Raw genomic sequence first — 22,420 nt, 5'->3', positions numbered from 1 at the left:
ATATGCCCATCGGTGTGTCGGATCCAACTTTATAAAGGTTAGAATCGCCGCCTGACCCAGAGTGTGTATTTATGTCCCAAGAGCTGACTCCCGAACAGATCCAACAGTCCCTGCAAGGCATTAGCGTGCCAGCGCAGCCGCAGATCATGGTGGATTTGCAGATGGAGCAGTACATGCCGGATCCGGATCTGGAAGTGATCGCCAAGCTGATCGCCCAGGACCCGGGGCTCTCTGGCTCGTTGTTGAAAATCGTCAACTCGCCGTATTACGGCTTGAGCAACAAGATCGCCTCGATCCAGCGCGCGGTGAATCTGCTGGGCAGCCGCTCGATCATCAACCTGATCAACGCGCAGTCGATCAAGGGCGAGATGAATGACGACACCATCGTTACCTTGAACCGTTTCTGGGACACCGCTCAAGACGTAGCGATGACGTGCCTGACCCTGGCCAAGCGCATCGGCGCCGAGGCTAGCGACGAAGCCTACGCGCTGGGCCTGTTCCATGATTGCGGCGTGCCGCTGATGCTCCAGCGTTTCCCCAACTACATGACCGTTCTGGAAGAGGCCTACGCCAACGCCAGTGCCGAATGCCGGGTGGTCGATACGGAGAATAGGGTGTTCAATACCAACCACGCAGTGGTCGGTTACTACACGGCCAAATCCTGGCGCCTGCCCGAGCACGTGAGCAGCGCGATCGCCAATCATCACAACGCGCTGGCAATCTTCAGTGATGAGTCGTCGCGCAACTGCCAGCTGAAAAACCTGCTGGCGATCCTGAAAATGGCCGAGCACATTTGCGCGTCCTACCGGGTGCTGGGCAACCAGAACGAAGACCATGAGTGGAACAGCATCGGGCATTTGGTGCTCGATTACCTCGGTCTCTCGGACTACGACTTCGAAACCCTCAAACAAACGATTCGCGACCTCGGCACTCACCGCTAAGCGTCGAATAGCCTGATTCGAGATCTCCATGCCTGAACTGCCAGAAGTCGAAACCACCCGCAGGGGAATTGCGCCGCACCTGGAAGGCCAGCGTGTCAGCCGGGTGATCGTGCGTGAGCGCCGTTTGCGTTGGCCGATTCCTGAAGACCTGGACGTGCGGCTGTCCGGCCAGCGCATCGTGTTGGTGGAACGGCGTGCGAAGTACCTGTTGATTAACGCCGAAGTCGGCACGTTGATCAGCCACTTGGGCATGTCGGGGAATTTGCGTCTGGTGGAAATCGGCACGCCGGTAGCCAAGCATGAACACGTGGATATCGAGCTGGAATCCGGCCTGGCCCTGCGCTATACCGACCCGCGACGGTTTGGTGCGATGCTCTGGAGCCTCGATCCGCTCAATCACGAATTGCTGATTCGGTTGGGACCAGAGCCGCTGACCGACCTGTTCGACGGTGAGCGTCTGTTCCAACAGTCCCGTGCACGCTCCATGGCGGTCAAGCCGTTCATCATGGACAACGCAGTCGTGGTTGGCGTCGGCAATATCTACGCGACTGAAGCCCTGTTTGCCGCCGGAATCGACCCGCGCCGTGAAGCCAAGAGCATTTCCCGGGCGCGTTACCTGAAGCTGGCGATCGAAATCAAGCGAATCCTGGCTGCCGCCATTGAACGAGGCGGCACCACATTGCGGGACTTTATCGGTGGCGATGGTCAGCCAGGGTACTTCCAGCAGGAGCTGTTCGTGTACGGCCGTGGCGGTAACCCGTGCAAGGTCTGCGGCACTGAGTTGCGAGAAGTGAAACTCGGGCAGCGCGCCAGCGTTTTTTGCCCACGCTGTCAGAGCTGAAACGCCTACGGTTTACGGTGATCGGTGCGGGGGTGTTTGTGGTGTCGTTGCCGTTCACCGCGCTGGGTGGTGGCGTGGGCGATGCGGGCAGGCGTTGGTTGGTCGACCCGGCGAAAGCAGCGTTCGTGAGGTGTCTGGGGTGTATCGGGGAGGGGTTTGAGCAGCGGGAGTGAAGTCAGTCAGAGCGTCGGTGTGGCTGATGGCCCTTTCGCGAGCAAGCTCGCTCCCACAGTAGATTTTCGGTGCATGTCACAACGCAAATCCCCTGTGGGAGCGAGCTTGCTCGCGATGGCGTCAGTACAGACGCCTGAATACTCAAGCCTTACCGGTAATAACCAGATACTTCGCCATCAACTCTTCTTTCGTCTCCGGATGCGCTTCGTCCAGTGGAATGCAATCCACCGGGCACACCTGCTGACACTGAGGTTCGTCGTAGTGGCCGACGCACTGTGTGCACAGGTTCGGATCGATCACGTAGATCTCTTCGCCTTGTGAAATGGCGGCGTTCGGGCATTCGGGTTCGCAGACGTCGCAATTGATGCAATCGTCGGTGATGATCAGGGACATGCTAACTCCAGCCAGGGCCGCGGGCCCGGGCGCAATAAACCAATGCAGGCAATTGTGCCGCATTGGCGCTGTAGGAGCCAGCTTGCTGGCGATGGACGGGAGGGCGCCCGCGTTCATCCAGGCAGCCCTCGTCACCGTTAACGTCCATCGCGAGCAAGCTCGCTCCTACAGTCCTACATTACTTCTTGAAGCGTTCGGTGAGGGCGTCCGCCACCACTGGGTGGACGAATTTGGTGATATCGCCGCCCAAAGCTGCGATTTCACGGACCAGCGTCGAGGAAATGTACGAATAACGTTCGGACGGTGTAAGAAACAGACTTTCTACATCCGGCGCCAGCTGGCGGTTCATGTTGGCGAGCTGGAACTCGTATTCGAAATCCGACACCGCGCGCAATCCACGCAAGAACACGTTGGCGTTCTTCTCTTTGGCGAAGTGCGCCAACAGCGTCGAGAAGCCGACGACTTCAACGTTCGGCAGATGTTTAGTGACCTCGCGGGCCAGCTCCACACGCTGTTCCAGGGGAAACAACGGGTTTTTCTTCGGGCTGGCAGCGACGGCGATAATCACATGATCGAACAGGCGCGAGGCGCGTTCGACCAGATCGCCATGGCCCTTGGTAATAGGGTCGAAGGTACCTGGGTACAACACTCGGTTCATCGCGTCGTCCTGGCGGGAGTCCGTTGGGGAGTCGGATGGTATCGCAGCCTTCCCGGTCGGCCAAGTCGCCTGTTGGGTAAGAAAGCACTATAGACGATACGAATATTCACCCTTTTCATGAGTTTTTCAAACGTTCAGCCAGGGCGGTCGCCAGTTGTGCGGTCAGCCCGTAGACCGACAATTGAGGGTTTGCGCCAATGCTGGTGGGGAACAGCGAGCCGTCGTGGATCGACAGATTGCTGAGTTGGTGATGGCGGCCAAGGCTATCGGTCACGGCGTTTTTCGGGTCTTCGCCCATCGCACAACCGCCCATCACATGGGCACTCCCCAGGCGTGTGCGGTACAGCTCAAGGCTCAGGCCATCAATCAAGGTGCGTGCTTCGGCGAGGGTTTTCACATACCGCGCGTCGGCGTGCATCGGCATCACCGCGTTGGCGCCCCCGGCGAACTGGATTTCGGCCATGCTGTGGAACGCGCGGCGCAAACCGTCCCAGGCATAGGGTGAAACCTGATAGTCGAGCACTGGCGTGTTGTCACCGCGCAACTCAACGCTGCCGCCGGGGCTCTCCGGGTGAAATCCGTCCCGCAACAAGGCCAGCATCGCGTGGGTGTGCGGCAGGTTCTCCATGTGCTGCGCATTTTCCTTGCCGAAACCACCCAGCAGCGTCGCGGCCAATGCGGGTTGCAGCGGTGGCACTTCAAGTTTGTAGGACATTTTGCCGGTGGTGCCGTCCAGCCATTGGAAATGGTCGGAATAGATCGACTGCGGCGCCCCGTAAAACGGGTTGATTACCTCGTCGAACAGCCCGGCGGACATGTTGACCAGATGCAGGAAGGTGCGTTTGCCCAGCCGTTTGTGCGGGTCCGGCGCCTCGGAACGCAACAGCAGCGCCGGGCTGTTGATCCCGCCGCCGGCCAGCACGTAATGCCGCGCCTTGACCGTGATGGTCTTGCCCGTGGGCGCGACACAGCGATCGTCCATCGCGACACATTGCAGGCCCGTGACCTCGCCGTTCTTGATCGAGAGTTTTTCGGCGCGGGCCAGGTAAAGCAGCTCGCCGCCTTTTTCCAGCGTCGCCGGAATGGTCGTGACCATCATCGATTGCTTGGCATTGGTCGGACAGCCCATGCCGCAATAGCCCAGGTTCCAGCAGCCACGCACGTTACGCGGGATCACATGCCAGGCGTAGCCGAGCTGCTCGCAACCTTTGCGGATCACATCGTTGTTGGCGTTGGCCGGCACCCTCCACGGTGCGACGCCCAGGCGTTGTTCCATTTTCTCAAACCACGGCGCCATCTCGGCCGGGCTGTGCCCTTTGACGTTGTGCTCCTTGGCCCAGTGTTCCAGGGTCGGTTCCGGGGTGCGAAAGCTCGACGTCCAGTTGATCAGCGTGGTGCCGCCCACTGCCCGGCCCTGAAGAATGGTGATCGCGCCGTCCTTGCTCATACGGCCGATGCCTTCCTGATAGAGGCTGGTGTAGGCCTGGTCTTCGAGCATCTTGAAGTCGCTGCTGGTCTTGAGCGGGCCTTCTTCGATCAGCAACACCTTGTAGCCGGCGGTGCTGAGGATTTCGGCGGTGGTCCCGCCGCCGGCACCGCTGCCGATGATTGCCACGTCCGCTTCGAGAGTCAGGTCCTGGGTCAATTGCGACCCGTTGTAGGTTTTCCAGCCGCGGGCCATGCCTTCGCGAAACGGATCGGGTACGGGCATTTTCAGGTTCTCTTGTTATTTTGGGTTCGGTGGCGCCTTCGTCGGAACGCTACCCCTGTAGGAGCGAGCTTGCTCGCGATGGACGTTAACGATGACGCGTGCTTTCTGGATAAACGCGCCGCCCTCAGGTTCTTCGCGAGCAAGCTCGCTCCTACAGGGGGAGCGGTTTCAAACCGTAGGCGGTCCGGGATACCCGCAATGTGCCCACGATTCCGAGCGGCTGTACCACGCCATCATCACCAACTGCTGCAACGAGCTATGCCCCATGCGCAGCAGGCTCAATGAACTGTTTTCCCAGCGATCGAGAAAGTGCCGAATCTCATCACCGCTGGCGTTTTCCCAGCTGCCCCAGATCCCCGTCAGGGGGCCGCGGGTCACGGCCATTCCCAGCACGTCGAACAATTGTTGGGTCAGCTTGAGCATTTCCGGCGACAGGTGATTCAGGCCGTTATCCAGGCAGTGCAAGGTCTGGTCGACCGACGCCGGCATTTTTTCCACAGCCACGGCGCCGTCGAGCATCACCGGGATCAGCGCCCGCAAAAACAGGAGATCGCCGCTGCGCAGAATCGCGAAGCCATTGGCCGGGGTGCTCGAGGAGCAACCGCTGAGGCTCGCACCCACTCCGGCCGTGGCCAGAAAAGCACTCGCGCCGAGGCTGAATTTAAGCAGGCCGCGCCGTGACAGCGCGGGTGTATCGGACAGGCTTGGGCTCATTATTGTTATTACCCGAAGGGGGGATCGTTAGCGGATAAACAGCTTCTGGATCAGTTTCTGAATGGATTTGCCGTACGGTGGGTAGATCAGTTTCGCCGCGTTGAAGCGTTGTTTGATCAGCACACCCTTGGCCTTGCTGAAGGTCAAAAAGCCCTCGTGGCCGTGGTAATGGCCCATGCCCGAGGCCCCGATGCCGCCGAACGGCATGTCGTCCTGGGCAACGTGCAGCAAGGTGTCGTTCAGGCACACACCACCGGAATGGGTTTCGTGGAGGACACGGTTTTGTTCGCGCTTGTCGTAGCCAAAGTAGTACAGCGCCAGCGGACGAGGTCGTTGGTTGATGTAGGCAAATGCTTCATCGAGCCCCGTGTACGGAACAATCGGCAGCAGCGGCCCGAAGATTTCGTCCTGCATCACTGTCATGTCGTCGCTGACGTTGAGCAGCACGCTGTGGCCCATGCGTCGGCCCTGGCCTTGCTCGAACAACGGAATCAGCAGCGCGCCCTTGCTGGTAGCGTCGCTGATGTAGCCATTTAACCGAGCCAATTGTCGGTCGTTGATGATCGCGGTGTAGTCCGGGTTATCAGCCAGCGTCGGATAAAACCCGCGAACCGCCTGACGATAGGCCTCGACGAAAGCGCCGACGCGGTCTTCCGGCACCAGCACGTAGTCCGGGGCGACGCAGGTTTGCCCGGCATTGAGCGTCTTGCCGAAGGCGATGCGTTCGGCGGCGTCCTTGAGTGGCACATCGCGAGAGACAATGGCCGGAGACTTGCCGCCCAACTCGAGGGTCACCGGCGTCAGGTTCTCGGCCGCCGCGCGCATCACATGTTTACCGATGCTGGTGGCGCCGGTGAACAGCAGGTGATCAAAACGCAGTCTGGAGAACGCGACGCCGATATCGGCTTCGCCCAACACCACACAGACAAGGTCTTCGGGGAAGATCCGGGCCAGTAGTTCCTTAAGCAGCAAACCGGTGGAGGGCGTCGATTCGCTGAGTTTCAGCATCACCCGATTGCCCGCCGACAATGCGCCCACCAATGGCCCGATGGCCAGGTACAGCGGGTAGTTCCACGGCACGATGACGCCGACCACGCCCAGCGGTTGGTAAATCACTTTGGCCGAAGCCGGCTGGAAGGCAACGCCCACTTTGCGCCGCGAAGCTTTCATCCAGCCTTTGAGGTGCTGGCTGGCGTAATGAATGCCGTGCAGGCTCGGCATGAGTTCGGCGAGCAGGGTTTCATCGGCGCTGCGGTGGCTGAAGTCCTGGCTGATCGCGTCGATCAAGGCCTGGCGTTCATCGTTCAGCAGCGTCCGCAACGCCTTGAGCCATTGCTGGCGCTGAGCCGCTGGCGGCATCGGGTTGGCGGCATACGCTGCGCGCTGGGCATCGAACAGTTTTTGGAGCTCTTCCAATGGCTGCTGGAGAGTCTGCAGGTAGGCAATTTCAGCGGTCATGGTCAGCTCCGGATTTATTGTACTGAGGAACTTTTTAGAGTCTATGCTCTAGAAAGTCAAATGCCATCTTGGTATCACTTTGTTTTATCCACTCGCGGATAGGTCGTAAGATGCCCGTCAACGCACTCTGAATTAAAGCCCAAGCCATGGCCCCTCGGATCAAAACCAGCGAGCGCATCGTGCAGAACAGCCTGGAGCTGTTCAATCAGCAGGGTGAACGCAGCATCAGCACCAACCACATTGCTGCCCATATGGACATTTCGCCGGGCAACTTGTACTACCACTTCCCCAACAAGCAGGCGATTATCGCCGTGCTGTTCAGTGAGTATGAAAGCCTGGTGGACAGCTTTCTGCGCCCACCGCAGGGCCGGGCAGCCACGGTGGAAGACAAGCGCTTCTACCTCCAGGAATTGCTGGCGGCGATGTGGCGCTACCGGTTTTTGCATCGCGATCTTGAGCATTTGCTCGACAGTGATCCGGACCTGGCGGCCCGTTATCGGCGCTTTTCCCAGCGTTGCCTGATCCATGGCACGCACATCTACGCCGGCTTCGTTGAAGCTGGCATCCTGAGCATGGACAAGGTGCAGATCGAATCCCTGACGCTCAACGCCTGGATCATCCTCACCTCCTGGGTGCGTTTTCTGTGCACCACACGGGAAAACTCCAATCACCTGAGCGAGCAGGCGATTAAACGTGGGGTGTATCAGGTGTTGGTGCTTGAGGCCGGGTTCGTCACCGATCAGGCCCGCGATGCAGTGAATGCGCTGTACGAGGAGTTTTACGTACCGCTGGCCCAGACGCTGGAAGACGTACATCACGAGTCAAAACTGCCTTAATCACAGGAGCCCGTTATGCCCATTGCGCAATTGATCAGCCCGTCAGCGTTGGACCTGAAAAAGGAGCAGCCGGGGCTGGTGATTCTGGATTGTCGGTTTGCCCTTGAAGACCCGGATTACGGTCAGCGCAGCTATGCCGAAGGGCATATCGCCGGCTCGAGCTTTGCCGATCTTGAACGTGATTTAAGCGGGGCAGTGGTCAAGGGTGTGACCGGGCGTCATCCGTTGCCGAAAGCACAAGACTTGATCGAGCGCCTGCAAGCCTGGGGCATCAACGCCGACAGCGAAGTCGTTTTGTACGACGACGGTCCTGGTGCCTACGCGGCGCGGGCCTGGTGGCTGCTGGCCTGGCTGGGCAAGCGCGAGGGTGTGTTCATCCTCGATGGTGGGCTCAAGGCCTGGCACGCAGCCGGTTTGCCGTTGAGTCTTGATGCGCCGCACATCGAGCGCGGCACGTTCACCGGGACGCCGGACCACGCGTTGGTCTTGAGCGCCGAACAACTTCAGCAGCGCCTCGGCCAACCTGCGCTGACCTTGCTCGATGCCCGTGCCTTGCCGCGCTTCAAGGGCGAAGTAGAACCGATCGACCCAATTGCCGGGCACATCCCCGGCGCGCAATGTGCGGCGTTCAACGAGAACCTGGGCGGCGATGGGCGTTTCCTGCCGGCCGATCAGCTCAAGCAGCGGTTTGCCGCGAAGCTGGGTCATCGCTCGCCGGATGATCTGGTGGCGTACTGCGGCTCAGGCGTAACGGCTTGCCACAACTTGTTCGCGTTGTGCCTGGCCGGTTATCCGTTGGGTTCGTTGTATGCCGGCTCGTGGAGCGAGTGGATCAACGATCCCGCGCGCGGCGTCGCCACTGGCGAATAACCGCAAATCCCCTGTAGGAGCAGCCGGTCGACGCTCGATTGCTCGCGATGGTGTGTCAGTCGAATCAACTTTGCCTGACACTCCATCGCGAGCAAGCTCGCTCCTACAGTAATCCTCATTTTCTGAACGATTGCCGGGCGCTGCGATACGCCCCCGGTCCCACCCCGTAGACCTGCTTGAATTGCCGATTCAGATGACTCTGGTCGGCAAAACCCAATTGCGTGGCCACATCCAAAGGCAGGCAACCACCTTGTAATAAAGCCCGTGCCCGAGCGATGCGTTGCTGCATCAGCCAGGTGTGGGGTGGCATGCCGGTGGCGCGACGGAACACCCGGGCGAAGTGGAAGGGCGACAGGTTCACCGCCGCCGCCAGTTCTTCCAGAGAGGGTGGCGAAGCCAGTTGCGTTTGCAGCAATTCCTTGGCCAGGGTCACCGCCCGGTGCTCCTTGCCGGGTTTGCCGACGTCCGGAATCGCCGCGTGACGCTGTAACAACGACAGCATCATTTCCCGCCAGGCCGTCTGCTGGTGCAGGGCCGAAGACGGGCTTTCCAGCAATCGATGCAATTGGCAGAAACCCGCCACGAGGTCAGGGTCGCGATACAGCGTCGCGCCAAACGCCGGCAAGGTGTGGGTCGGCAGTTCCAACTCGTCCAGCAACGACAGAATCTGCCCACTGTCGGGATAAAACGCCCGGTACAGCCAACCGTCTTCCGTGCCTTTATGCCCGGTGTGCAGTTCGTCCGGATTGATCAACACCAGTGTGCCGCTGCCCGCCAGGTGTTCGGCGCCGCGATATCGATAACGCTGGGCGCCGGCCATGATCATGCCGATCACATAGCCGTCGTGCACATGGGGCGCGAAGCGGTGTTCGATGTAGCGTGCGGACAATAACTCGACCCCGGTCAATGGCGCGGTTTGCCAGAAACGGATCGACTCGCCCTGATCGTTTTCCACCTGTTACTCGCGCCCCGCGGTGGCCAGCCATTGCGGGATCCGCCGTTCGAGGTAGTAACCCGGCTGCCGGACCGAGCCATCGACAAAACCGACATGCCCACCCTTCGCTTGCAGTTCGAACTGAGTGCAAGGCGACAATTCTTCCGGCAGTGGGAGGCTATGAGCAAACACAAAGGGGTCGTCGGCCGCCTGAATGATCAGGGTCGGTGTGCGAATTTCGCCGAGGAAATAGCGACTCGATGCGCGGCGATAGTAATCCTCTGCATCGACAAACCCATTCAGCGGCGCCGTGACCCGGCCGTCGAAATCCCAAAAAGTACGCATGTTCTCCAACGAACCGAGTGCAGCCAAGGCGGCCAGACCCTCCTCGTGCCCGTCATGCTGAAACTGCCGCTGCTTGTTCTTGATGTAGGCCACCATCTCGCGCATGAAGTGCGCCTGATAGACCTTCGAGAACCCTTGGCCAATACGGTCGGCACACTGGTCCAGACGAAACGGCACCGACACCGCCACCGCGCCGAGCACGCCGCTCTCACTGCCAGACTCACCGAGGTGTTTGAGCAAGACATTGCCACCCAGGGAATAGCCGACTGCGTACAGCGGTGCCAGAGGGCGTTTGGCCCGCAGGTGTTTGATGGCTTCGGCCAGGTCTTCGCTGGCGCCGGAGTGGTAGCTGCGCGGCAGCAGATTGGGTTCGCCCGAGCAGCCGCGCCAGTTCAGCGCGACACTGGCCCAGCCTTGGGCGCCGAGCGCCTTCTGCACCCCGGCCACATAAGGCGAATTCGATGATCCGGTCAGGCCGTGCAACACCAGCACCAAGGGCGCATCGACGCTGTGCGGACCGTGCCAGTCCAGATCGAGAAAGTCGCCATCCTCGAGCCACAAGCGTTCACGCTCACGCTCGATGTGCGTGGTTTTGCGCCACAGCGGTCCCCACAAGGTCTGCAGGTGCGGGTTGCCTAGGCCGAAGGCCGGGGTGAAACGTTCTGACTGAAAGGGCACGATTGCTCTCGATGCAGCGGTGCGCAACCTGTGCGCACCTTTTCAGGCCGGTCGATTAACCGGCGATCTCTGCCATACGTTGCCACAACGCGTAATACACCCGCCCGGATTTCTGCTCCCGGTGCAGGCGCCAGTTGCCTGGCAGCCCAAGGCTCGACGGTGCGTTTTCGCTTTCAGTGTAGATCCAGGCCTCGCTGGCCAGCCACTGACGCTCTTCAAGCAGCGTGCAAACGGTGGGCAACAGGTTCTGATTGAACGGCGGGTCGAGGAACACCAGGTCGTATTCGGTGGCGGCCTGGGTTTCCAGGTAGCGCAAGGCATCGGCTGTCTGGATCTGGCCGGTTGTGCAGCGCAGGGTGCCCAAATGCTCCTTGATGCTTGCCACCGCGATGTTGCTGGCGTCCAGCGCCTGCCCCATCGCCGCGCCACGGGACAACGCCTCGAGAAACAAGGCGCCGCTGCCGGCGAATGGATCGAATACCTTGGCGCCGGCGACGTAAGGCGCGAGCCAGTTGAACAAGGTTTCACGCACCCGGTCCGGCGTCGGGCGCAGGCCCGGTGCATCGGGGAAGCTCAGCTTGCGGCTGCCCCATTCACCGCCAATGATGCGCAGCTGGTTTACGCCGTTATGCACGTTGTGTACGGGTTTTTTAGGACGAGTGGCCATTAATGCTCCGGAACCCCGAGCGGCTGCTCGGCAGGTTTATCAGATGGGGCCGGTAACGGCTTTTGCGGCACGGTCGGGCCAGCGCTGACGACGACCATTTTGTCCGTGCTCAAGTGTTTGTTCAGTGCGGTCTTGACCTGCTCGACGGTGAGGCTCTGGGACTCACGCATAAAGTCATCCAGATAGCTCAGCGGCAGGTCATAGAACCCCATCGCGCCGAGCTGGCCGACGATATCGGCATTGCTGGCGGTGGACAGCGGGAAACTGCCGGCCAGTTCACGCTTGGCGTCGGTGAGTTCTTTTTCGGTCGGGCCGGTTTTAAGGTAGTCGGCGAGCACATCCTGCACCAGCTTCAAGGTGCCTTCGCTCATTTCGGCGCGGGTTTGCAAGTTGATCATGAACGGGCCGCGCGCCTGCATCGGAGTGAAACCCGAATACACGCCGTAAGCCAGCCCGCGCTTCTCGCGCACTTCGCTCATCAGCCGGGTGCCGAAACCACCGCCACCGAGGATCTGGTTGCCCATGGACAAGGCCGCGTAGTCCGGATCGTCGCGGTCGATGCCCAGTTGAGCGAGCATCAGGTTGGTCTGCTTGGACGGGAACTCGATGTGGCCGATGCTGGGCTTGGGTTCTTCCGGTTGCGGGATTTTCGCCAGCGCAGGGCCTTTTGGCAGTGCGCTGGAGACTTGAGCGGCAATGGCTTGAGCCTCGGCGCGGGACAGATCGCCCACCAGTGCAATCACCACGTTGCCGGCGGCGTAGGCTTTCTCATGAAACGCCTTCAGTTGAGCCAGTGTGATGGCTGGAACGGACTTCGCCGTGCCGTCGCTGGAATGCGCATAGGGGTGATTGCCGTACAAACGGTCCATCAGCTCCAGACTCGCCAGTTTGCCGGGGTTTTGCTTCTGGTACTCGAAGCCGGCGAGCATCTGGTTCTTGATGCGGGCAATGGAATCGTCCGGGAAGGTCGGTTTGCCGACGACTTCAGAAAACAGCTTCAACGCGGGTTCGCGCTTGTCGGCTGCACTGAGGCTGCGCAAGGACGCCAGGGCCATGTCTTTAAAAGCACCATTGCCAAAGTCCGCACCCAGGCCTTCGAAGCCCTGGGCGATAGCGCCGACGTCTTTACCGGCGACGCCTTCATTGAGCATGGCGTTGGTCAGCAGCGCCAGGCCGGGTACATCGCCGTCCTGGCTGCTACCGGCAGCGAAGATCAGGCGCATGTCGAACATCGGCAGTTCCCGGGCTTCGACGAACAGCACCTTGGCCCCTTCAGCGGTGTGCCAGGTCTGGACGTCGAGCGTGCGATGGCCCGGCGCTTTTCCGTCGAGTTCTGTCAGCGATTGCAGCTTCTGGCTGGACTTGGCTTTGTCGAGGGCCTCGCTGGCCGTCGAGTCATCGGATCCCATCAGATAAAAGCCAGCGACCCCGATCAGTGTGGCGGTGACCAGGCCGATCAGGGCCATGCGCGGTTTATTACGCTCACTCATGAGTCGTCTCCTCTGGCAGTACATGGGCGACGCTGAGACGTTCGCGGGTGAAATACAGCTTGGCGGCGTTCTGGATGTCTTGCGGGGTTACGCTTTCGAGGTCGGCGAGTTCGGTGTCCATCAGCTTCCAGGAAAGGCCGACGGTTTCCAGTTGGCCGATGGCGGTGGCCTGGCTGGTGATCGAATCACGTTCGTAGACCAGGCCGGCGATGACCTGGGCGCGCACACGTTCCAGTTCTTCGGGGGACGGCGCGGTGGTTTTCAGCTGTTCGAGCAGCTGCCACAAGCCAGCTTCCGCCTGGGCGATGGTTATGTTTTTCTGCGAGTTGGGCGTTGCCGACAGCGTGAACAGACTGTCACCGCGGGTGTAGGCGTCGTAGCTCGACGAACCGCCGGAGAGCAGTTCTTCACCGCGTTCCAGTTGTGTCGGGATGCGTGCACTGTAGCCGCCGTCGAGCAGGGCCGAAATCAAACGCAAGGCGTTCACCGACTGTTTGTTTTCGGCGGTGGCGACGCCAGGCACGTTGAAGGCCAGCATCAGGCTCGGCAATTGGGTTTTAACATGCAGGGTGATCTGCCGTTCGCCGGGCTCGGCCAGTTCCAGGGGGATTTTCGCCGGTGGCACATCGCGCTTGGCGATCGGGCCAAAATAGCGCTGGGCCAGGGTTTTGACTTCGTCCGGCGTCACGTCGCCGACCACCACCAGGGTGGCGTTGTTCGGCACGTACCAGGATTGATACCAGTGACGCAGGTCTTCAATTTTCATGCGGTCCAGGTCAGCCATCCAGCCGATGGTTGGCGTGTGGTAGCCGCTGGCCGGGTAAGCCATGGCCTTGAACCGCTCGTAAGCCTTGGACATCGGCTTGTCATCAGTGCGCAGGCGACGTTCTTCTTTAATGACTTCGATCTCGCGGGCGAACTCGTCGGCCGGCAGGCGCAGGCTGGCCATACGGTCAGCTTCCAGCTCGAAGGCCACGCCCAAACGGTCACGGGCCAGCACCTGGTAATACGCGGTGAAGTCGTCACTGGTGAATGCGTTCTCTTCGGCGCCAAGATCGCGCAGGATCAGCGAAGCCTCACCGGGGCCGACTTTCTCGCTGCCCTTGAACATCATGTGTTCCAGGGCATGGGACAACCCGGTCTGACCCGGGGTCTCGTAGCTGGAGCCGACCTTGTACCAGATCTGGGAAACCACCACCGGCGCACGATGATCTTCGCGTACGACGACCTTCAGGCCGTTGTCGAGCGTGAATTCGTGGGTGGGTTGCGGGTCGGCAGCGAAGGCTGAAAGTGGCAGACAAACTGTGCTGAGCAGCAGGCCTGCAGCGCGGCGGGCTAGAGCATTCATTCGTTTTTAAACCTGTTGGGTTGCCCGCTTGTTCTTAGCGTCAGCGGGCGAGAGGGTGCTAGGATACTGATCCGTTTTACTGGCGGCCACGCCTATCAGGCCTTTGATCGGCCGGAAGGTTGTATGGGTTACCGGCAGAAACTTTGAGTTTGTCCGCTAAACTCTGCGCTTTCGCCGACGATGCCGTTCCAGTTCGTCGTATTAGTCGACCTTTGAGGTGCTGATTTCACCTCGACAAAATGTTGCGCATGAACAAGTGGCGTCAATCGCAGTCTGTTCTGCATCGAATATTTATTTGCCGGGGCGCCTTTTGGCGCGTCGCTACCGTGAGATAGCCGTCCTCCATGTTTGGTTCCAACGACGACAAGAAGACCCCAGCTGCGGCTGGCGAGAAGAAAAGCCTGTTCGGATGGCTGCGCAAAAAGCCGCAGGACCCCGTCGTCGAACAGCCACAACCACTGCCTGAGCCAATACCTGCGCCGGTTATAGAAGTAGAGCCTGCGCCGAGTGCCTTGCCGATCGCCGAGCCGGTGCTTCAGCCGATGGCCGAGGCAGCGCCTGATCGTGTCGCCGAAGTCGTGGCCCAAGCGCCGCTGACACCCGTTGCTGCGCCGTGGTTGACATTGCCAGTGGCGGAAGAGGCTGTGGCATTGGTCGAAGATGAGCTGGCGCCGCACATTACGCCTGCGATTCCAACGCAGACTGCGTTTGTGCCTGAGCCCGTTCAGGTTCCGGTGGTTAAACCGGTTGTAGCGCCCGTCGTAGTGGCGGAGCCTGCGCCGGTTGCTCCAGAATCTGTTGCCGCTCCTGCATTTGTTGCCCCGGCGGCCGCGGTTGCTCAAGCGCCTGCATCAACACCAACACCAACACCAACACCAACACCAACACCAACACCAACACCAACACCAACACCAACACCAACACCAGTTATTGCCCCCGTCGAACCCCCGGCCGAGCCTGTGCGCACCGAAGAAACCAAAGCCGGTTTCTTTGCCCGCCTCAAGCAAGGCCTGTCCAAGACCAGCGCCAGCATCGGCGAAGGCATGGCCAGCCTGTTCCTGGGCAAGAAGATCATCGATGACGAGCTGCTCGAAGACATCGAAACCCGGCTGCTGACCGCCGACGTTGGCGTTGAAGCGACGTCCGTGATCATTCAGCGCCTGACCCAGAAAGTCGCCCGCAAAGAGCTGGCCGATGCCAATGCGTTGTACAAATCCCTTCAGGCCGAGCTGGCGGCGATGCTCAAGCCGGTCGAGCAACCGCTGAAGATTACCTCGCAGAACAAGCCGTTCGTGATTCTGGTCGTCGGCGTCAATGGTGCCGGCAAGACCACGACCATCGGCAAACTGGCGAAGAAGCTGCAACTTGAAGGCAAGAAAGTCATGCTCGCCGCCGGTGACACCTTCCGTGCCGCAGCTGTCGAGCAGTTGCAGGTCTGGGGTGAGCGCAACAAGATCCCGGTGATCGCTCAGCACACCGGCGCCGACTCCGCTTCGGTTATCTTCGATGCCGTGCAGGCCGCCAAGGCTCGGGGCATTGACGTCCTGATTGCGGACACTGCCGGTCGTCTGCACACCAAAGACAATTTGATGGAAGAGTTGAAGAAGGTTCGCCGGGTCATTGGCAAACTCGACGCCGACGCGCCGCACGAAGTGTTGCTGGTGCTCGATGCCGGCACGGGCCAGAACGCCATCAATCAGGCCAAACAATTCAACCAGACCGTCGCACTGACCGGCCTGGCGCTGACCAAGCTCGACGGCACCGCCAAAGGCGGGGTGATTTTCGCCCTGGCCAAGCAGTTTGGCCTGCCGATTCGCTACATCGGCGTCGGCGAAGGCATCGATGATTTGCGTACTTTTGAAGCAGAACCCTTTGTCCAGGCACTGTTTGCCGAGCGGGAGCGTTCATGATTCGTTTCGAACAGGTCGGTAAACGCTATCCGAACGGTCACGTCGGCTTGCATGAGCTGAGCTTTCGAGTCCGTCGGGGCGAATTCTTGTTTGTCACCGGCCATTCCGGTGCCGGTAAAAGCACCTTGTTGCGCCTGCTGCTGGCGATGGAGCGCCCGACCACCGGCAAATTGCTGCTGGCCGGTCAGGACCTCGGCACTATCAGCAGCGCGCAAATTCCCTACCTGCGCCGGCAGATCGGCGTGGTGTTCCAGAATCACCAGCTGCTCTTCGATCGCACGGTGTTCAACAACGTCGCATTGCCTTTGCAGATCCTGGGCCTGTCCAAAGCCGAGATCGCCAAGCGTGTGGATTCGGCCCTGGAGCGCGTAGCGCTCTCGGACAAGACCGATCTGTACCCGGGCGACCTGTCCACCGGCCAGCAACAGCGCGTCGGCATTGCCCGTGCCATCGTTCACCGTCCGGCCTTGCTGCTGGCGGACGAACCGACCGGTAACCTCGACCCGCGCCTGGCCGCCGAGATCATGGGTGTGTTTGAAGACATCAACCGTCTGGGCACCAGCGTGCTGATCGCCAGTCACGACCTGGCGTTGATCGCCCGCATGCGTCATCGCATGCTGACCCTGCAACGCGGACGATTGATCGGCGACGGGGAGGCTGGCGAATGAGTGCCACACGTAGCCCCAAGGTTTCCGAGCGCGTAGCCCCCAAAGCTGCCGATCCGCAACAGCAGAAGAAAAAACGCGACGATGACGACGGTCCGGACTTCGCCACGCTGTTCCGTGCCTGGGTCGAAAGCCATCGCGCCAGCCTGGTGGACAGCTTGCGCCGCTTGGGCAAGCAGCCCATCGGGAGCTTTTTCACCTGCATGGTGATGGCCGTTGCCCTGAGTTTGCCCATGGGCCTGTCACTTTTGCTAAATAACGTCGAGCGTCTTGGCGGTTCCTGGCAGCGTGCGGCGCAGATTTCCCTGTACCTGCAAATCGAGGCCAGCCCTGCTGAAGGCGAGTCGTTACGTGAGCAGATCAAGGGCATGCCCGGTGTCGCGGAGGCGGAATACGTCGGTCGCGATCAGGCTCTGGAAGAGTTTCAGCAGCAGTCCGGCCTGGGCGAAGCGCTGAAAGAATTGCCGGAAAACCCGCTGCCGGGCGTGGTACTGGTGACCCCGAAAGAAGTCGACAAGCCTACGCTTGAAGCATTACGACAAAAACTTTCCGAGTTGCCGAAGGTACAGCAGGCGCAACTTGATCTAGTCTGGGTCGAGCGTCTGGCAGCCATCCTCAAGCTGGGCGACCGTTTTGTCTTCGGTCTGACCGTGCTTTTGGTTTCTGCATTACTTTTGGTGATAGGCAATACCATTCGTCTTCATATTGAAAACCGCCGCACAGAGATAGAAGTGATTAAACTCGTCGGCGGCACTGACAGCTATGTGCGTAGGCCTTTTCTATACATGGGCGCGCTTTATGGCTTTGGTGCAGGGATTTTTTCCTGGGGTGTATTGGCGTTTGGCCTGAATTGGCTGAACGAGGCGGTGGTCGGACTGGCCGGTTTGTACGGCAGTAATTTTGCGTTGGCCGGCGTGCCAGTTGCCGACGGTCTGTCTCTCTTGCTTGGCGCGGTGCTGTTAGGGTATATCGGTGCATGGATTGCAGTCGCACGCCACCTGAGGGAGCTTGCGCCTAAGTAGTATCATTTTGCTCGTATTGACCTTTCAGCGTTTATGGGAACTTGTCGTTCGGTTTCCGGTCAATTTTCGCAGTGCTGAACTGCACGAGTTAAGTAAGTCGGAGGTTTTTTCGTATGACCAATTCTTTGCAACCTGCATATGCTCTGGTCCCGGGTGCGAACCTGGAGGCCTATGTGCACACCGTGAACAGCATTCCATTGCTGACGCCGGAGCAGGAGCGTGAACTGGCCGAGAGTCTCTATTATGAGCAGGATTTGGGGGCGGCTCGGCAGATGGTGCTCGCCCACCTGCGTTTTGTCGTACATATCGCCCGTAGCTATTCCGGCTACGGTCTGGCTCAGGCTGACCTGATCCAGGAAGGTAACGTTGGCCTGATGAAAGCCGTGAAGCGCTTTAACCCGGAAATGGGTGTGCGTCTGGTTTCGTTCGCCGTGCACTGGATCAAGGCGGAAATTCACGAGTTCATCCTGCGCAACTGGCGCATCGTGAAAGTCGCGACCACCAAGGCCCAGCGCAAGCTGTTCTTCAATCTGCGCAGCCAGAAGAAGCGTCTGGCGTGGCTGAACAACGAGGAAGTCCACCGTGTGGCGGAAAGCCTCGGCGTAGAGCCGCGGGAAGTGCGGGAGATGGAAAGTCGCCTGACCGGCCATGACATGGCCTTTGACCCGGCCGCAGAAGCGGACGACGACAGTGCTTTCCAGTCGCCGGCCAACTATCTGGAAGACCACCGGTACGACCCGGCCCGTCAACTGGAAGATGCCGACTGGAGCGACAACTCCAACCACAACCTGCACGAAGCGCTGGAAGTGCTGGACGACCGCAGCCGTGACATCCTCTACCAGCGCTGGTTGGCGGAAGAGAAAGCCACGCTGCACGACCTGGCGCAGAAGTACAACGTGTCGGCCGAGCGTATTCGTCAGCTCGAGAAGAGCGCGATGAACAAGCTCAAATTGTCGATCGCCGCTTAACCGGCGCGCAGGCAATAAAAAAAGCCCCGATCATTGATCGGGGCTTTTTTGTTTGTACCCATTTTTCGCCTGGCGCCGGCCTCTGTGGGAGCGAGCCTGCTCGCGAAAGCGTCATAACATTCAACATCTTCGTTGGCTGTCAAACCGCTTTCGCGAGCAGGCTCGCTCCCACAGGGGATTTCAGTGTTAGGGCGATTGGCTATTGAGCCCAAGGCGCCCGGCGTGAATCGTTGAGGCCGACCAGATAACTGTCACCGCCCAACTGACTCATCTGCTGCCGAATCCAGCCGGCACGTCGCGAAACATAAGACGTCGGATGGCCCGCGCTCCACACCCGTGGATTAGGCAATACGGCCGCCAGATAACTGGCCTGCTGTCGGGACAGCGATTTGGCACTGACACCAAAGTGATGCCGAGCCGCCGCTTCCGCGCCAAACACCCCGTCATCCCACTCGACGCTGTTCAAATACACTTCAAGAATCCGCTGCTTGGGCCAGAACACTTCGATCAGCCCGGTAAACCAGGCTTCCAGTCCTTTGCGCAACCAGCTGCGGCCGGACCACAGAAAGAGGTTTTTCGAGACTTGCTGGCTCAACGTGCTGGCGCCGCGAATCGATCCACCCAGCTCGTTGTGAGCCAATGCGGCCTCAATCGCGCCGAAGTCAAAACCCCAATGCTCCGGGAATTTCTGATCCTCACCGGCAATCACCGCGACTTTCAAGTCGTCGGAGATTTCATCCCAGGGCTTCCAGGTGCGTTGCAGGTCAATCGGCTCGCCGTCGAACCAGGATTCGACCTTGCGCTCGACCATCAGCGCCGTCCCCGGTGGCGGAACCACGCGGAAAATCAGAACCAGCAATACACTGCCGCCCGCGAACCAGAGCAGGGCCTTCGTGAAACGACGGAAAATTAAACGCAGCATAGAGATGGCTTGGCCGAACCCGTTGAGCGGGCCATTATACAGACCCTGTTGATCGAGTCTGACTGGAGTTCTTCATGCTGCGTGGCTTTCTGATGCTGGCCGCTTTCTTCGGCTTCACCGGCGTTGCCCTTGGCGCGTTCGCCGCTCACGGCTTGAAAGCCCGTCTGACGCCTGAATACCTGGCGATTTTCCACACTGGCGTTACCTATCAGCTGGTACACACCCTGGCATTGTTTGGCGTAGCGCTGCTGGCCACGCAGATTCCCGGCCGCTTGATCACCTGGGCCGGCGCCTCCTTTGCGATTGGCATCCTGCTGTTTTCCGGCAGCCTGTACCTGTTGACCATGACCGGCATCAGCAAGCTCGGGATCATCACGCCCTTCGGCGGCCTGGCATTCTTGATCGGCTGGTTCTGCCTGGGGCTTGCCGCCTGGCGCATGTAGGAGCGAGCTCGCTCGCGAAAAACGTCAGGGCACCGCGTTCAAGTGGCAAGTACGCGGTATCGTTGACGTCCATCGCGAGCGAGCTCGCTCCTACAGGGTTCTTGATCGACATGACGAATGGCTTGGGTCACCAAGACTGATCGGGCTAGAATGCCAGCCCCTAAAAATGATGGCGGCATTCGGTATGCGCATTCAGTTGAACGGCGAATCCCTTGAACTGCCCGACGGTGAAACCGTTGCGGCCCTGCTGACCCGTCTGGAATTGACCGGACGCCGGGTGGCGGTTGAACTCAATCTGGATATCGTCCCGCGCAGCCAACACGCTGAAACCACGCTGAACGACGGTGATTCGGTCGAAGTGGTACACGCCATCGGCGGCGGCTAGCCGTCCGTGCCGAGCGGGCACAGAATTATTCTGCAAGAACCTCACCCCAACAGAGGATTTCCCATGAGCATCGTTCGTAGCGACAAGCCCTTCGTCCTGGCCGGTCGTACCTACCAGTCGCGTTTGCTGGTAGGCACCGGCAAGTACCGCGACATGGAAGAAACCCGCCTGGCCATCGAAGCCTCGGGTGCCGAGATCGTCACATTCGCCGTGCGCCGCACCAACCTCGGCCAGAACCCGGGCGAACCGAACCTGCTCGAAGTTCTGTCGCCGGATCGCTACACCTTCCTGCCTAACACCGCCGGTTGCTTCGACGCTACCGAGGCTGTGCGCACCTGCCGCCTGGCCCGTGAGCTGCTCGGCGGCCACAACCTGGTGAAGCTGGAAGTGCTGGCGGACCAGAAAACCCTGTTCCCCAACGTCATCGAAACCCTCAAGGCCGCCGAAGTGCTGGTCAAGGAAGGTTTCGACGTAATGGTCTACACCAGTGATGACCCGATCATTGCCCGTCAACTGGCGGAAATCGGCTGCATCGCGGTCATGCCGCTGGCCGGCCTGATCGGCACGGGCCTGGGGATCTGCAACCCGTACAACCTGCAGATCATCCTCGAAGAAGCGAAAATCCCTGTGCTGGTGGATGCCGGTGTCGGTACCGCTTCCGATGCCACCATCGCCATGGAGCTGGGTTGCGAAGCGGTGCTGATGAACTCGGCCATCGCCCATGCCCAACAGCCGATCATGATGGCTGAAGCCATGAAACACGCCATCGTTGCAGGCCGTCTGGCCTACCTCGCCGGCCGCATGCCGAAAAAACTCTATGCCAGCGCCTCCTCGCCGCTGGATGGTCTGATCAAGTAAGAGCCATTGATGACTGAATCAAACGACACGCCTATGACGCCTGCAGAAGGCGACGAGCGCCAACACCGCCGCATCAAGAGTTTCGTGATGCGCGCAGGCCGCATGACCGAAGGCCAGCAAAAAGGTCTGGAGCAGGGCACGCCGCTGTTCGTGCTGCCATTGGCCGATGCGCCGGTGGACTTCGACCAGGTGTTCGGTCGCTCTGCACCGCGCTCGCTGGAGATCGGCTTCGGCATGGGCCATTCGCTGCTGGAAATGGCTGCGGCCTCGCCGGAACAGGATTTCATTGGCGTTGAGGTTCACCGTCCGGGTGTCGGCGCGTTGCTCAATGGCGTGCTGACTCAGGGCCTGACCAACCTGCGGGTCTACGATTGCGACGCTATCGAGGTGCTCAACCGTTGCGTGGCCGACAACAGCCTCGATCGTCTGATGCTGTTTTTCCCGGACCCATGGCACAAGAGCCGTCACCACAAGCGCCGTATCGTTCAGGCGTCGTTCGCTGAGCTGGTGCGCAGCAAATTGAAGGTCGGCGGTGTACTGCACATGGCCACCGACTGGGAACCGTATGCCGAGTACATGCTGGAAGTGATGAACGTCGCCCCGGGTTATCGCAACCTGGCCGAAGACGGCAAATGCGTCCCGCGCCCGACCGAGCGCCCGATCACCAAGTTCGAACGCCGCGGCGAACGTCTTGGGCATGGCGTTTGGGACTTGAAGTTCGAAAAACAGTCCTGAACCCTGTGGGAGCGAGCCTGCTCGCGAAAAACCAGAGAACAACGCGGGGCTCCAGATGCCCCGCGTTTTCGTTAACGATCATCGCGAGCAGGCTCGCTCCCACAGTTGTTTTGTGGTGTGTGCGGAATCAGCGGCGGTCGGCTACTACGCCGATCAGCACCAGCACCACCAACAACACCGGCGCCAGGCTGTAGTTGTTGAACTGGCTCAGGCCTTTGATGATCCACGGCGTGGCGTAGATCAGCGCCAAGCCGCTGCCGACCATGCACACCAAGGCCATCAGCGGGACGCGCAAGGCGCCGGCGATGCTGCCCAGGCGTTGGTCGACCCAGCCTTTGATGTCCGCGCCGAACAGCACCAGTAGGCAACCTACCAGCGCCAGAGAGATTTCCGACAGGTTGCTGCGGCTCCAGCGGGACACAGTGGCGAGCAGGTCAAGTATCAAGTCCATTCG

The 22,420-nt window shown here is 60.1% G+C and carries 24 protein-coding genes and 1 pseudogene; 13 read left to right on the top strand and 12 right to left on the bottom strand.

Annotated features, from left to right (window positions below; all coding sequences use genetic code 11):
• Window positions 1-125 precede the first annotated feature (125 nt).
• From AC1MDT_RS20525 to AC1MDT_RS20515, 3 genes and pseudogenes are all read left to right on the top strand, one after another.
• Window positions 126-941 carry an HDOD domain-containing protein gene (locus AC1MDT_RS20525; protein WP_480422835.1) on the top strand — a complete coding sequence of 272 codons (816 nt, stop codon included), beginning with the start codon at window positions 126-128 and terminating at the stop codon, window positions 939-941.
• 28 nt (window positions 942-969) lie between these two features.
• Window positions 970-1,782, top strand: a complete 813-nt coding sequence (mutM, locus tag AC1MDT_RS20520; RefSeq protein WP_480418701.1) for a bifunctional DNA-formamidopyrimidine glycosylase/DNA-(apurinic or apyrimidinic site) lyase — start codon at window positions 970-972, stop codon at window positions 1,780-1,782.
• A 14-nt stretch (window positions 1,783-1,796) separates the two neighbouring features.
• Window positions 1,797-1,955: pseudogene (locus AC1MDT_RS20515) on the top strand (multidrug transporter); the annotation flags it as partial.
• 142 nt (window positions 1,956-2,097) lie between these two features.
• On the opposite strand, the gene AC1MDT_RS20510 reads toward AC1MDT_RS20515, so the two are convergent.
• From AC1MDT_RS20510 to AC1MDT_RS20490, 5 genes are all read right to left on the bottom strand, one after another.
• A complete protein-coding gene (locus tag AC1MDT_RS20510) occupies window positions 2,098-2,349 on the bottom strand; it encodes a YfhL family 4Fe-4S dicluster ferredoxin (protein ID WP_414910433.1) in 252 nt (83 codons plus the stop codon).
• Window positions 2,350-2,527: 178 nt separating this feature from the next.
• On the bottom strand, window positions 2,528-3,007 hold the full coding sequence (gene coaD, locus AC1MDT_RS20505; RefSeq protein WP_414910432.1) for a pantetheine-phosphate adenylyltransferase: 480 nt from the start codon (window positions 3,005-3,007) through the stop codon (window positions 2,528-2,530).
• Between the two features lie 115 nt (window positions 3,008-3,122).
• Window positions 3,123-4,718, bottom strand: a complete 1,596-nt coding sequence (locus AC1MDT_RS20500) for a GMC family oxidoreductase (RefSeq protein ID WP_480418700.1) — start codon at window positions 4,716-4,718, stop codon at window positions 3,123-3,125.
• 168 nt (window positions 4,719-4,886) lie between these two features.
• Complete coding sequence (locus AC1MDT_RS20495) at window positions 4,887-5,432, bottom strand: twin-arginine translocation pathway signal protein (protein WP_480418699.1); 546 nt, start codon at window positions 5,430-5,432, stop codon at window positions 4,887-4,889.
• Window positions 5,433-5,459: 27 nt separating this feature from the next.
• Window positions 5,460-6,890, bottom strand: a complete 1,431-nt coding sequence (locus AC1MDT_RS20490) for a coniferyl aldehyde dehydrogenase (protein ID WP_480418698.1) — start codon at window positions 6,888-6,890, stop codon at window positions 5,460-5,462.
• 146 nt (window positions 6,891-7,036) lie between these two features.
• On the opposite strand from AC1MDT_RS20490, the gene AC1MDT_RS20485 reads away from it, so the two are divergent.
• Both AC1MDT_RS20485 and AC1MDT_RS20480 read left to right on the top strand, forming a co-directional pair.
• Window positions 7,037-7,726 (top strand): TetR/AcrR family transcriptional regulator, encoded by a 690-nt coding sequence (locus AC1MDT_RS20485; RefSeq protein WP_480418697.1) that lies wholly within the window; start codon window positions 7,037-7,039, stop codon window positions 7,724-7,726.
• A 15-nt stretch (window positions 7,727-7,741) separates the two neighbouring features.
• Window positions 7,742-8,596, top strand: coding sequence for a sulfurtransferase (locus AC1MDT_RS20480; RefSeq protein WP_480418696.1), 855 nt, complete (start codon window positions 7,742-7,744; stop codon window positions 8,594-8,596).
• A gap of 115 nt (window positions 8,597-8,711) precedes the next feature.
• Here the strand turns inward: AC1MDT_RS20480 and AC1MDT_RS20475 are convergent, their stop codons facing one another.
• From AC1MDT_RS20475 to AC1MDT_RS20455, 5 genes are read right to left on the bottom strand one after another with little or no spacing between them, the layout of a single operon-like run.
• On the bottom strand, window positions 8,712-9,551 hold the full coding sequence (locus AC1MDT_RS20475; protein WP_480418695.1) for an AraC family transcriptional regulator: 840 nt from the start codon (window positions 9,549-9,551) through the stop codon (window positions 8,712-8,714).
• A gap of 3 nt (window positions 9,552-9,554) precedes the next feature.
• Window positions 9,555-10,553 (bottom strand): hydrolase, encoded by a 999-nt coding sequence (locus AC1MDT_RS20470; RefSeq protein WP_480418694.1) that lies wholly within the window; start codon window positions 10,551-10,553, stop codon window positions 9,555-9,557.
• 55 nt (window positions 10,554-10,608) lie between these two features.
• Complete coding sequence (rsmD, locus tag AC1MDT_RS20465; protein WP_480418693.1) at window positions 10,609-11,220, bottom strand: 16S rRNA (guanine(966)-N(2))-methyltransferase RsmD; 612 nt, start codon at window positions 11,218-11,220, stop codon at window positions 10,609-10,611.
• The gene (locus tag AC1MDT_RS20460) at window positions 11,220-12,710 is read right to left on the bottom strand and encodes a M16 family metallopeptidase (protein WP_480418692.1); all 1,491 of its coding nucleotides are present in this window, start codon (window positions 12,708-12,710) and stop codon (window positions 11,220-11,222) included. Before AC1MDT_RS20460 ends, rsmD begins: the two co-directional genes overlap by 1 nt.
• Window positions 12,703-14,058 carry a M16 family metallopeptidase gene (locus AC1MDT_RS20455; RefSeq protein ID WP_480418691.1) on the bottom strand — a complete coding sequence of 452 codons (1,356 nt, stop codon included), beginning with the start codon at window positions 14,056-14,058 and terminating at the stop codon, window positions 12,703-12,705. The genes AC1MDT_RS20460 and AC1MDT_RS20455 overlap by 8 nt, the downstream gene beginning before the upstream one ends.
• A 344-nt stretch (window positions 14,059-14,402) precedes the next feature.
• Here AC1MDT_RS20455 and ftsY point away from each other — a divergent pair, with 344 nt between their 5' ends.
• The 4 genes from ftsY to rpoH all read left to right on the top strand — a co-directional run bounded on the left by ftsY (window position 14,403) and on the right by rpoH (window position 18,623).
• The gene (gene ftsY, locus AC1MDT_RS20450) at window positions 14,403-15,968 is read left to right on the top strand and encodes a signal recognition particle-docking protein FtsY (RefSeq protein ID WP_480418690.1); all 1,566 of its coding nucleotides are present in this window, start codon (window positions 14,403-14,405) and stop codon (window positions 15,966-15,968) included.
• Window positions 15,965-16,636 carry a cell division ATP-binding protein FtsE gene (ftsE, locus tag AC1MDT_RS20445; RefSeq protein ID WP_414910420.1) on the top strand — a complete coding sequence of 224 codons (672 nt, stop codon included), beginning with the start codon at window positions 15,965-15,967 and terminating at the stop codon, window positions 16,634-16,636. The genes ftsY and ftsE overlap by 4 nt, the downstream gene beginning before the upstream one ends.
• The gene (ftsX, locus tag AC1MDT_RS20440; protein WP_414910419.1) at window positions 16,633-17,655 is read left to right on the top strand and encodes a permease-like cell division protein FtsX; all 1,023 of its coding nucleotides are present in this window, start codon (window positions 16,633-16,635) and stop codon (window positions 17,653-17,655) included. The genes ftsE and ftsX overlap by 4 nt, the downstream gene beginning before the upstream one ends.
• A gap of 113 nt (window positions 17,656-17,768) precedes the next feature.
• Window positions 17,769-18,623 carry an RNA polymerase sigma factor RpoH gene (gene rpoH / locus AC1MDT_RS20435; RefSeq protein WP_007897890.1) on the top strand — a complete coding sequence of 285 codons (855 nt, stop codon included), beginning with the start codon at window positions 17,769-17,771 and terminating at the stop codon, window positions 18,621-18,623.
• A 199-nt stretch (window positions 18,624-18,822) separates the two neighbouring features.
• Here the strand turns inward: rpoH and mtgA are convergent, their stop codons facing one another.
• Window positions 18,823-19,545, bottom strand: a complete 723-nt coding sequence (gene mtgA, locus AC1MDT_RS20430; RefSeq protein ID WP_480418689.1) for a monofunctional biosynthetic peptidoglycan transglycosylase — start codon at window positions 19,543-19,545, stop codon at window positions 18,823-18,825.
• 74 nt (window positions 19,546-19,619) lie between these two features.
• Between mtgA and AC1MDT_RS20425 the strand changes: the two genes are divergently transcribed.
• From AC1MDT_RS20425 to trmB, 4 genes are all read left to right on the top strand, one after another.
• Window positions 19,620-19,988, top strand: a complete 369-nt coding sequence (locus tag AC1MDT_RS20425; protein ID WP_480418688.1) for a DUF423 domain-containing protein — start codon at window positions 19,620-19,622, stop codon at window positions 19,986-19,988.
• Window positions 19,989-20,172: 184 nt separating this feature from the next.
• Window positions 20,173-20,373 (top strand): sulfur carrier protein ThiS, encoded by a 201-nt coding sequence (gene thiS, locus AC1MDT_RS20420; protein ID WP_007897898.1) that lies wholly within the window; start codon window positions 20,173-20,175, stop codon window positions 20,371-20,373.
• A gap of 63 nt (window positions 20,374-20,436) precedes the next feature.
• On the top strand, window positions 20,437-21,231 hold the full coding sequence (locus AC1MDT_RS20415; RefSeq protein ID WP_007897902.1) for a thiazole synthase: 795 nt from the start codon (window positions 20,437-20,439) through the stop codon (window positions 21,229-21,231).
• A gap of 9 nt (window positions 21,232-21,240) precedes the next feature.
• Window positions 21,241-21,966, top strand: coding sequence for a tRNA (guanosine(46)-N7)-methyltransferase TrmB (gene trmB / locus AC1MDT_RS20410; RefSeq protein ID WP_414910415.1), 726 nt, complete (start codon window positions 21,241-21,243; stop codon window positions 21,964-21,966).
• A gap of 127 nt (window positions 21,967-22,093) precedes the next feature.
• On the opposite strand, the gene AC1MDT_RS20405 is transcribed toward trmB, so the two are convergent.
• Window positions 22,094-22,417 (bottom strand): DUF3392 domain-containing protein, encoded by a 324-nt coding sequence (locus tag AC1MDT_RS20405; RefSeq protein WP_017341283.1) that lies wholly within the window; start codon window positions 22,415-22,417, stop codon window positions 22,094-22,096.
• Between the last annotated feature and the right edge of the window lie 3 nt (window positions 22,418-22,420).

The sequence above is a fragment of the Pseudomonas sp. ASL7 genome, from assembly GCF_056680375.1.
This window is presented reverse-complemented; position numbering and strand designations above follow the sequence as displayed.

Excerpts from the sequence above, each read along its gene's own strand:
- AC1MDT_RS20405 (WP_017341283.1), bottom strand. The coding sequence starts at position 22,417 with ATGGACTTGATACTTGACCTGCTCGCCACTGTGTCCCGCTGGAGCCGC.
- rpoH (WP_007897890.1), top strand. The coding sequence starts at position 17,769 with ATGACCAATTCTTTGCAACCTGCATATGCTCTGGTCCCGGGTGCGAAC.
- coaD (WP_414910432.1), bottom strand. The coding sequence starts at position 3,007 with ATGAACCGAGTGTTGTACCCAGGTACCTTCGACCCTATTACCAAGGGC.
- ftsX (WP_414910419.1), top strand. The coding sequence starts at position 16,633 with ATGAGTGCCACACGTAGCCCCAAGGTTTCCGAGCGCGTAGCCCCCAAA.
- AC1MDT_RS20480 (WP_480418696.1), top strand. The coding sequence starts at position 7,742 with ATGCCCATTGCGCAATTGATCAGCCCGTCAGCGTTGGACCTGAAAAAG.
- AC1MDT_RS20510 (WP_414910433.1), bottom strand. The coding sequence starts at position 2,349 with ATGTCCCTGATCATCACCGACGATTGCATCAATTGCGACGTCTGCGAA.
- mtgA (WP_480418689.1), bottom strand. The coding sequence starts at position 19,545 with ATGCTGCGTTTAATTTTCCGTCGTTTCACGAAGGCCCTGCTCTGGTTC.
- trmB (WP_414910415.1), top strand. The coding sequence starts at position 21,241 with ATGACTGAATCAAACGACACGCCTATGACGCCTGCAGAAGGCGACGAG.
- ftsY (WP_480418690.1), top strand. The coding sequence starts at position 14,403 with ATGTTTGGTTCCAACGACGACAAGAAGACCCCAGCTGCGGCTGGCGAG.
- ftsE (WP_414910420.1), top strand. The coding sequence starts at position 15,965 with ATGATTCGTTTCGAACAGGTCGGTAAACGCTATCCGAACGGTCACGTC.
- thiS (WP_007897898.1), top strand. The coding sequence starts at position 20,173 with ATGCGCATTCAGTTGAACGGCGAATCCCTTGAACTGCCCGACGGTGAA.
- AC1MDT_RS20490 (WP_480418698.1), bottom strand. The coding sequence starts at position 6,890 with ATGACCGCTGAAATTGCCTACCTGCAGACTCTCCAGCAGCCATTGGAA.
- AC1MDT_RS20495 (WP_480418699.1), bottom strand. The coding sequence starts at position 5,432 with ATGAGCCCAAGCCTGTCCGATACACCCGCGCTGTCACGGCGCGGCCTG.
- AC1MDT_RS20425 (WP_480418688.1), top strand. The coding sequence starts at position 19,620 with ATGCTGCGTGGCTTTCTGATGCTGGCCGCTTTCTTCGGCTTCACCGGC.
- mutM (WP_480418701.1), top strand. The coding sequence starts at position 970 with ATGCCTGAACTGCCAGAAGTCGAAACCACCCGCAGGGGAATTGCGCCG.
- AC1MDT_RS20460 (WP_480418692.1), bottom strand. The coding sequence starts at position 12,710 with ATGAGTGAGCGTAATAAACCGCGCATGGCCCTGATCGGCCTGGTCACC.
- AC1MDT_RS20500 (WP_480418700.1), bottom strand. The coding sequence starts at position 4,718 with ATGCCCGTACCCGATCCGTTTCGCGAAGGCATGGCCCGCGGCTGGAAA.
- AC1MDT_RS20455 (WP_480418691.1), bottom strand. The coding sequence starts at position 14,058 with ATGAATGCTCTAGCCCGCCGCGCTGCAGGCCTGCTGCTCAGCACAGTT.
- AC1MDT_RS20485 (WP_480418697.1), top strand. The coding sequence starts at position 7,037 with ATGGCCCCTCGGATCAAAACCAGCGAGCGCATCGTGCAGAACAGCCTG.
- AC1MDT_RS20415 (WP_007897902.1), top strand. The coding sequence starts at position 20,437 with ATGAGCATCGTTCGTAGCGACAAGCCCTTCGTCCTGGCCGGTCGTACC.
- rsmD (WP_480418693.1), bottom strand. The coding sequence starts at position 11,220 with ATGGCCACTCGTCCTAAAAAACCCGTACACAACGTGCATAACGGCGTA.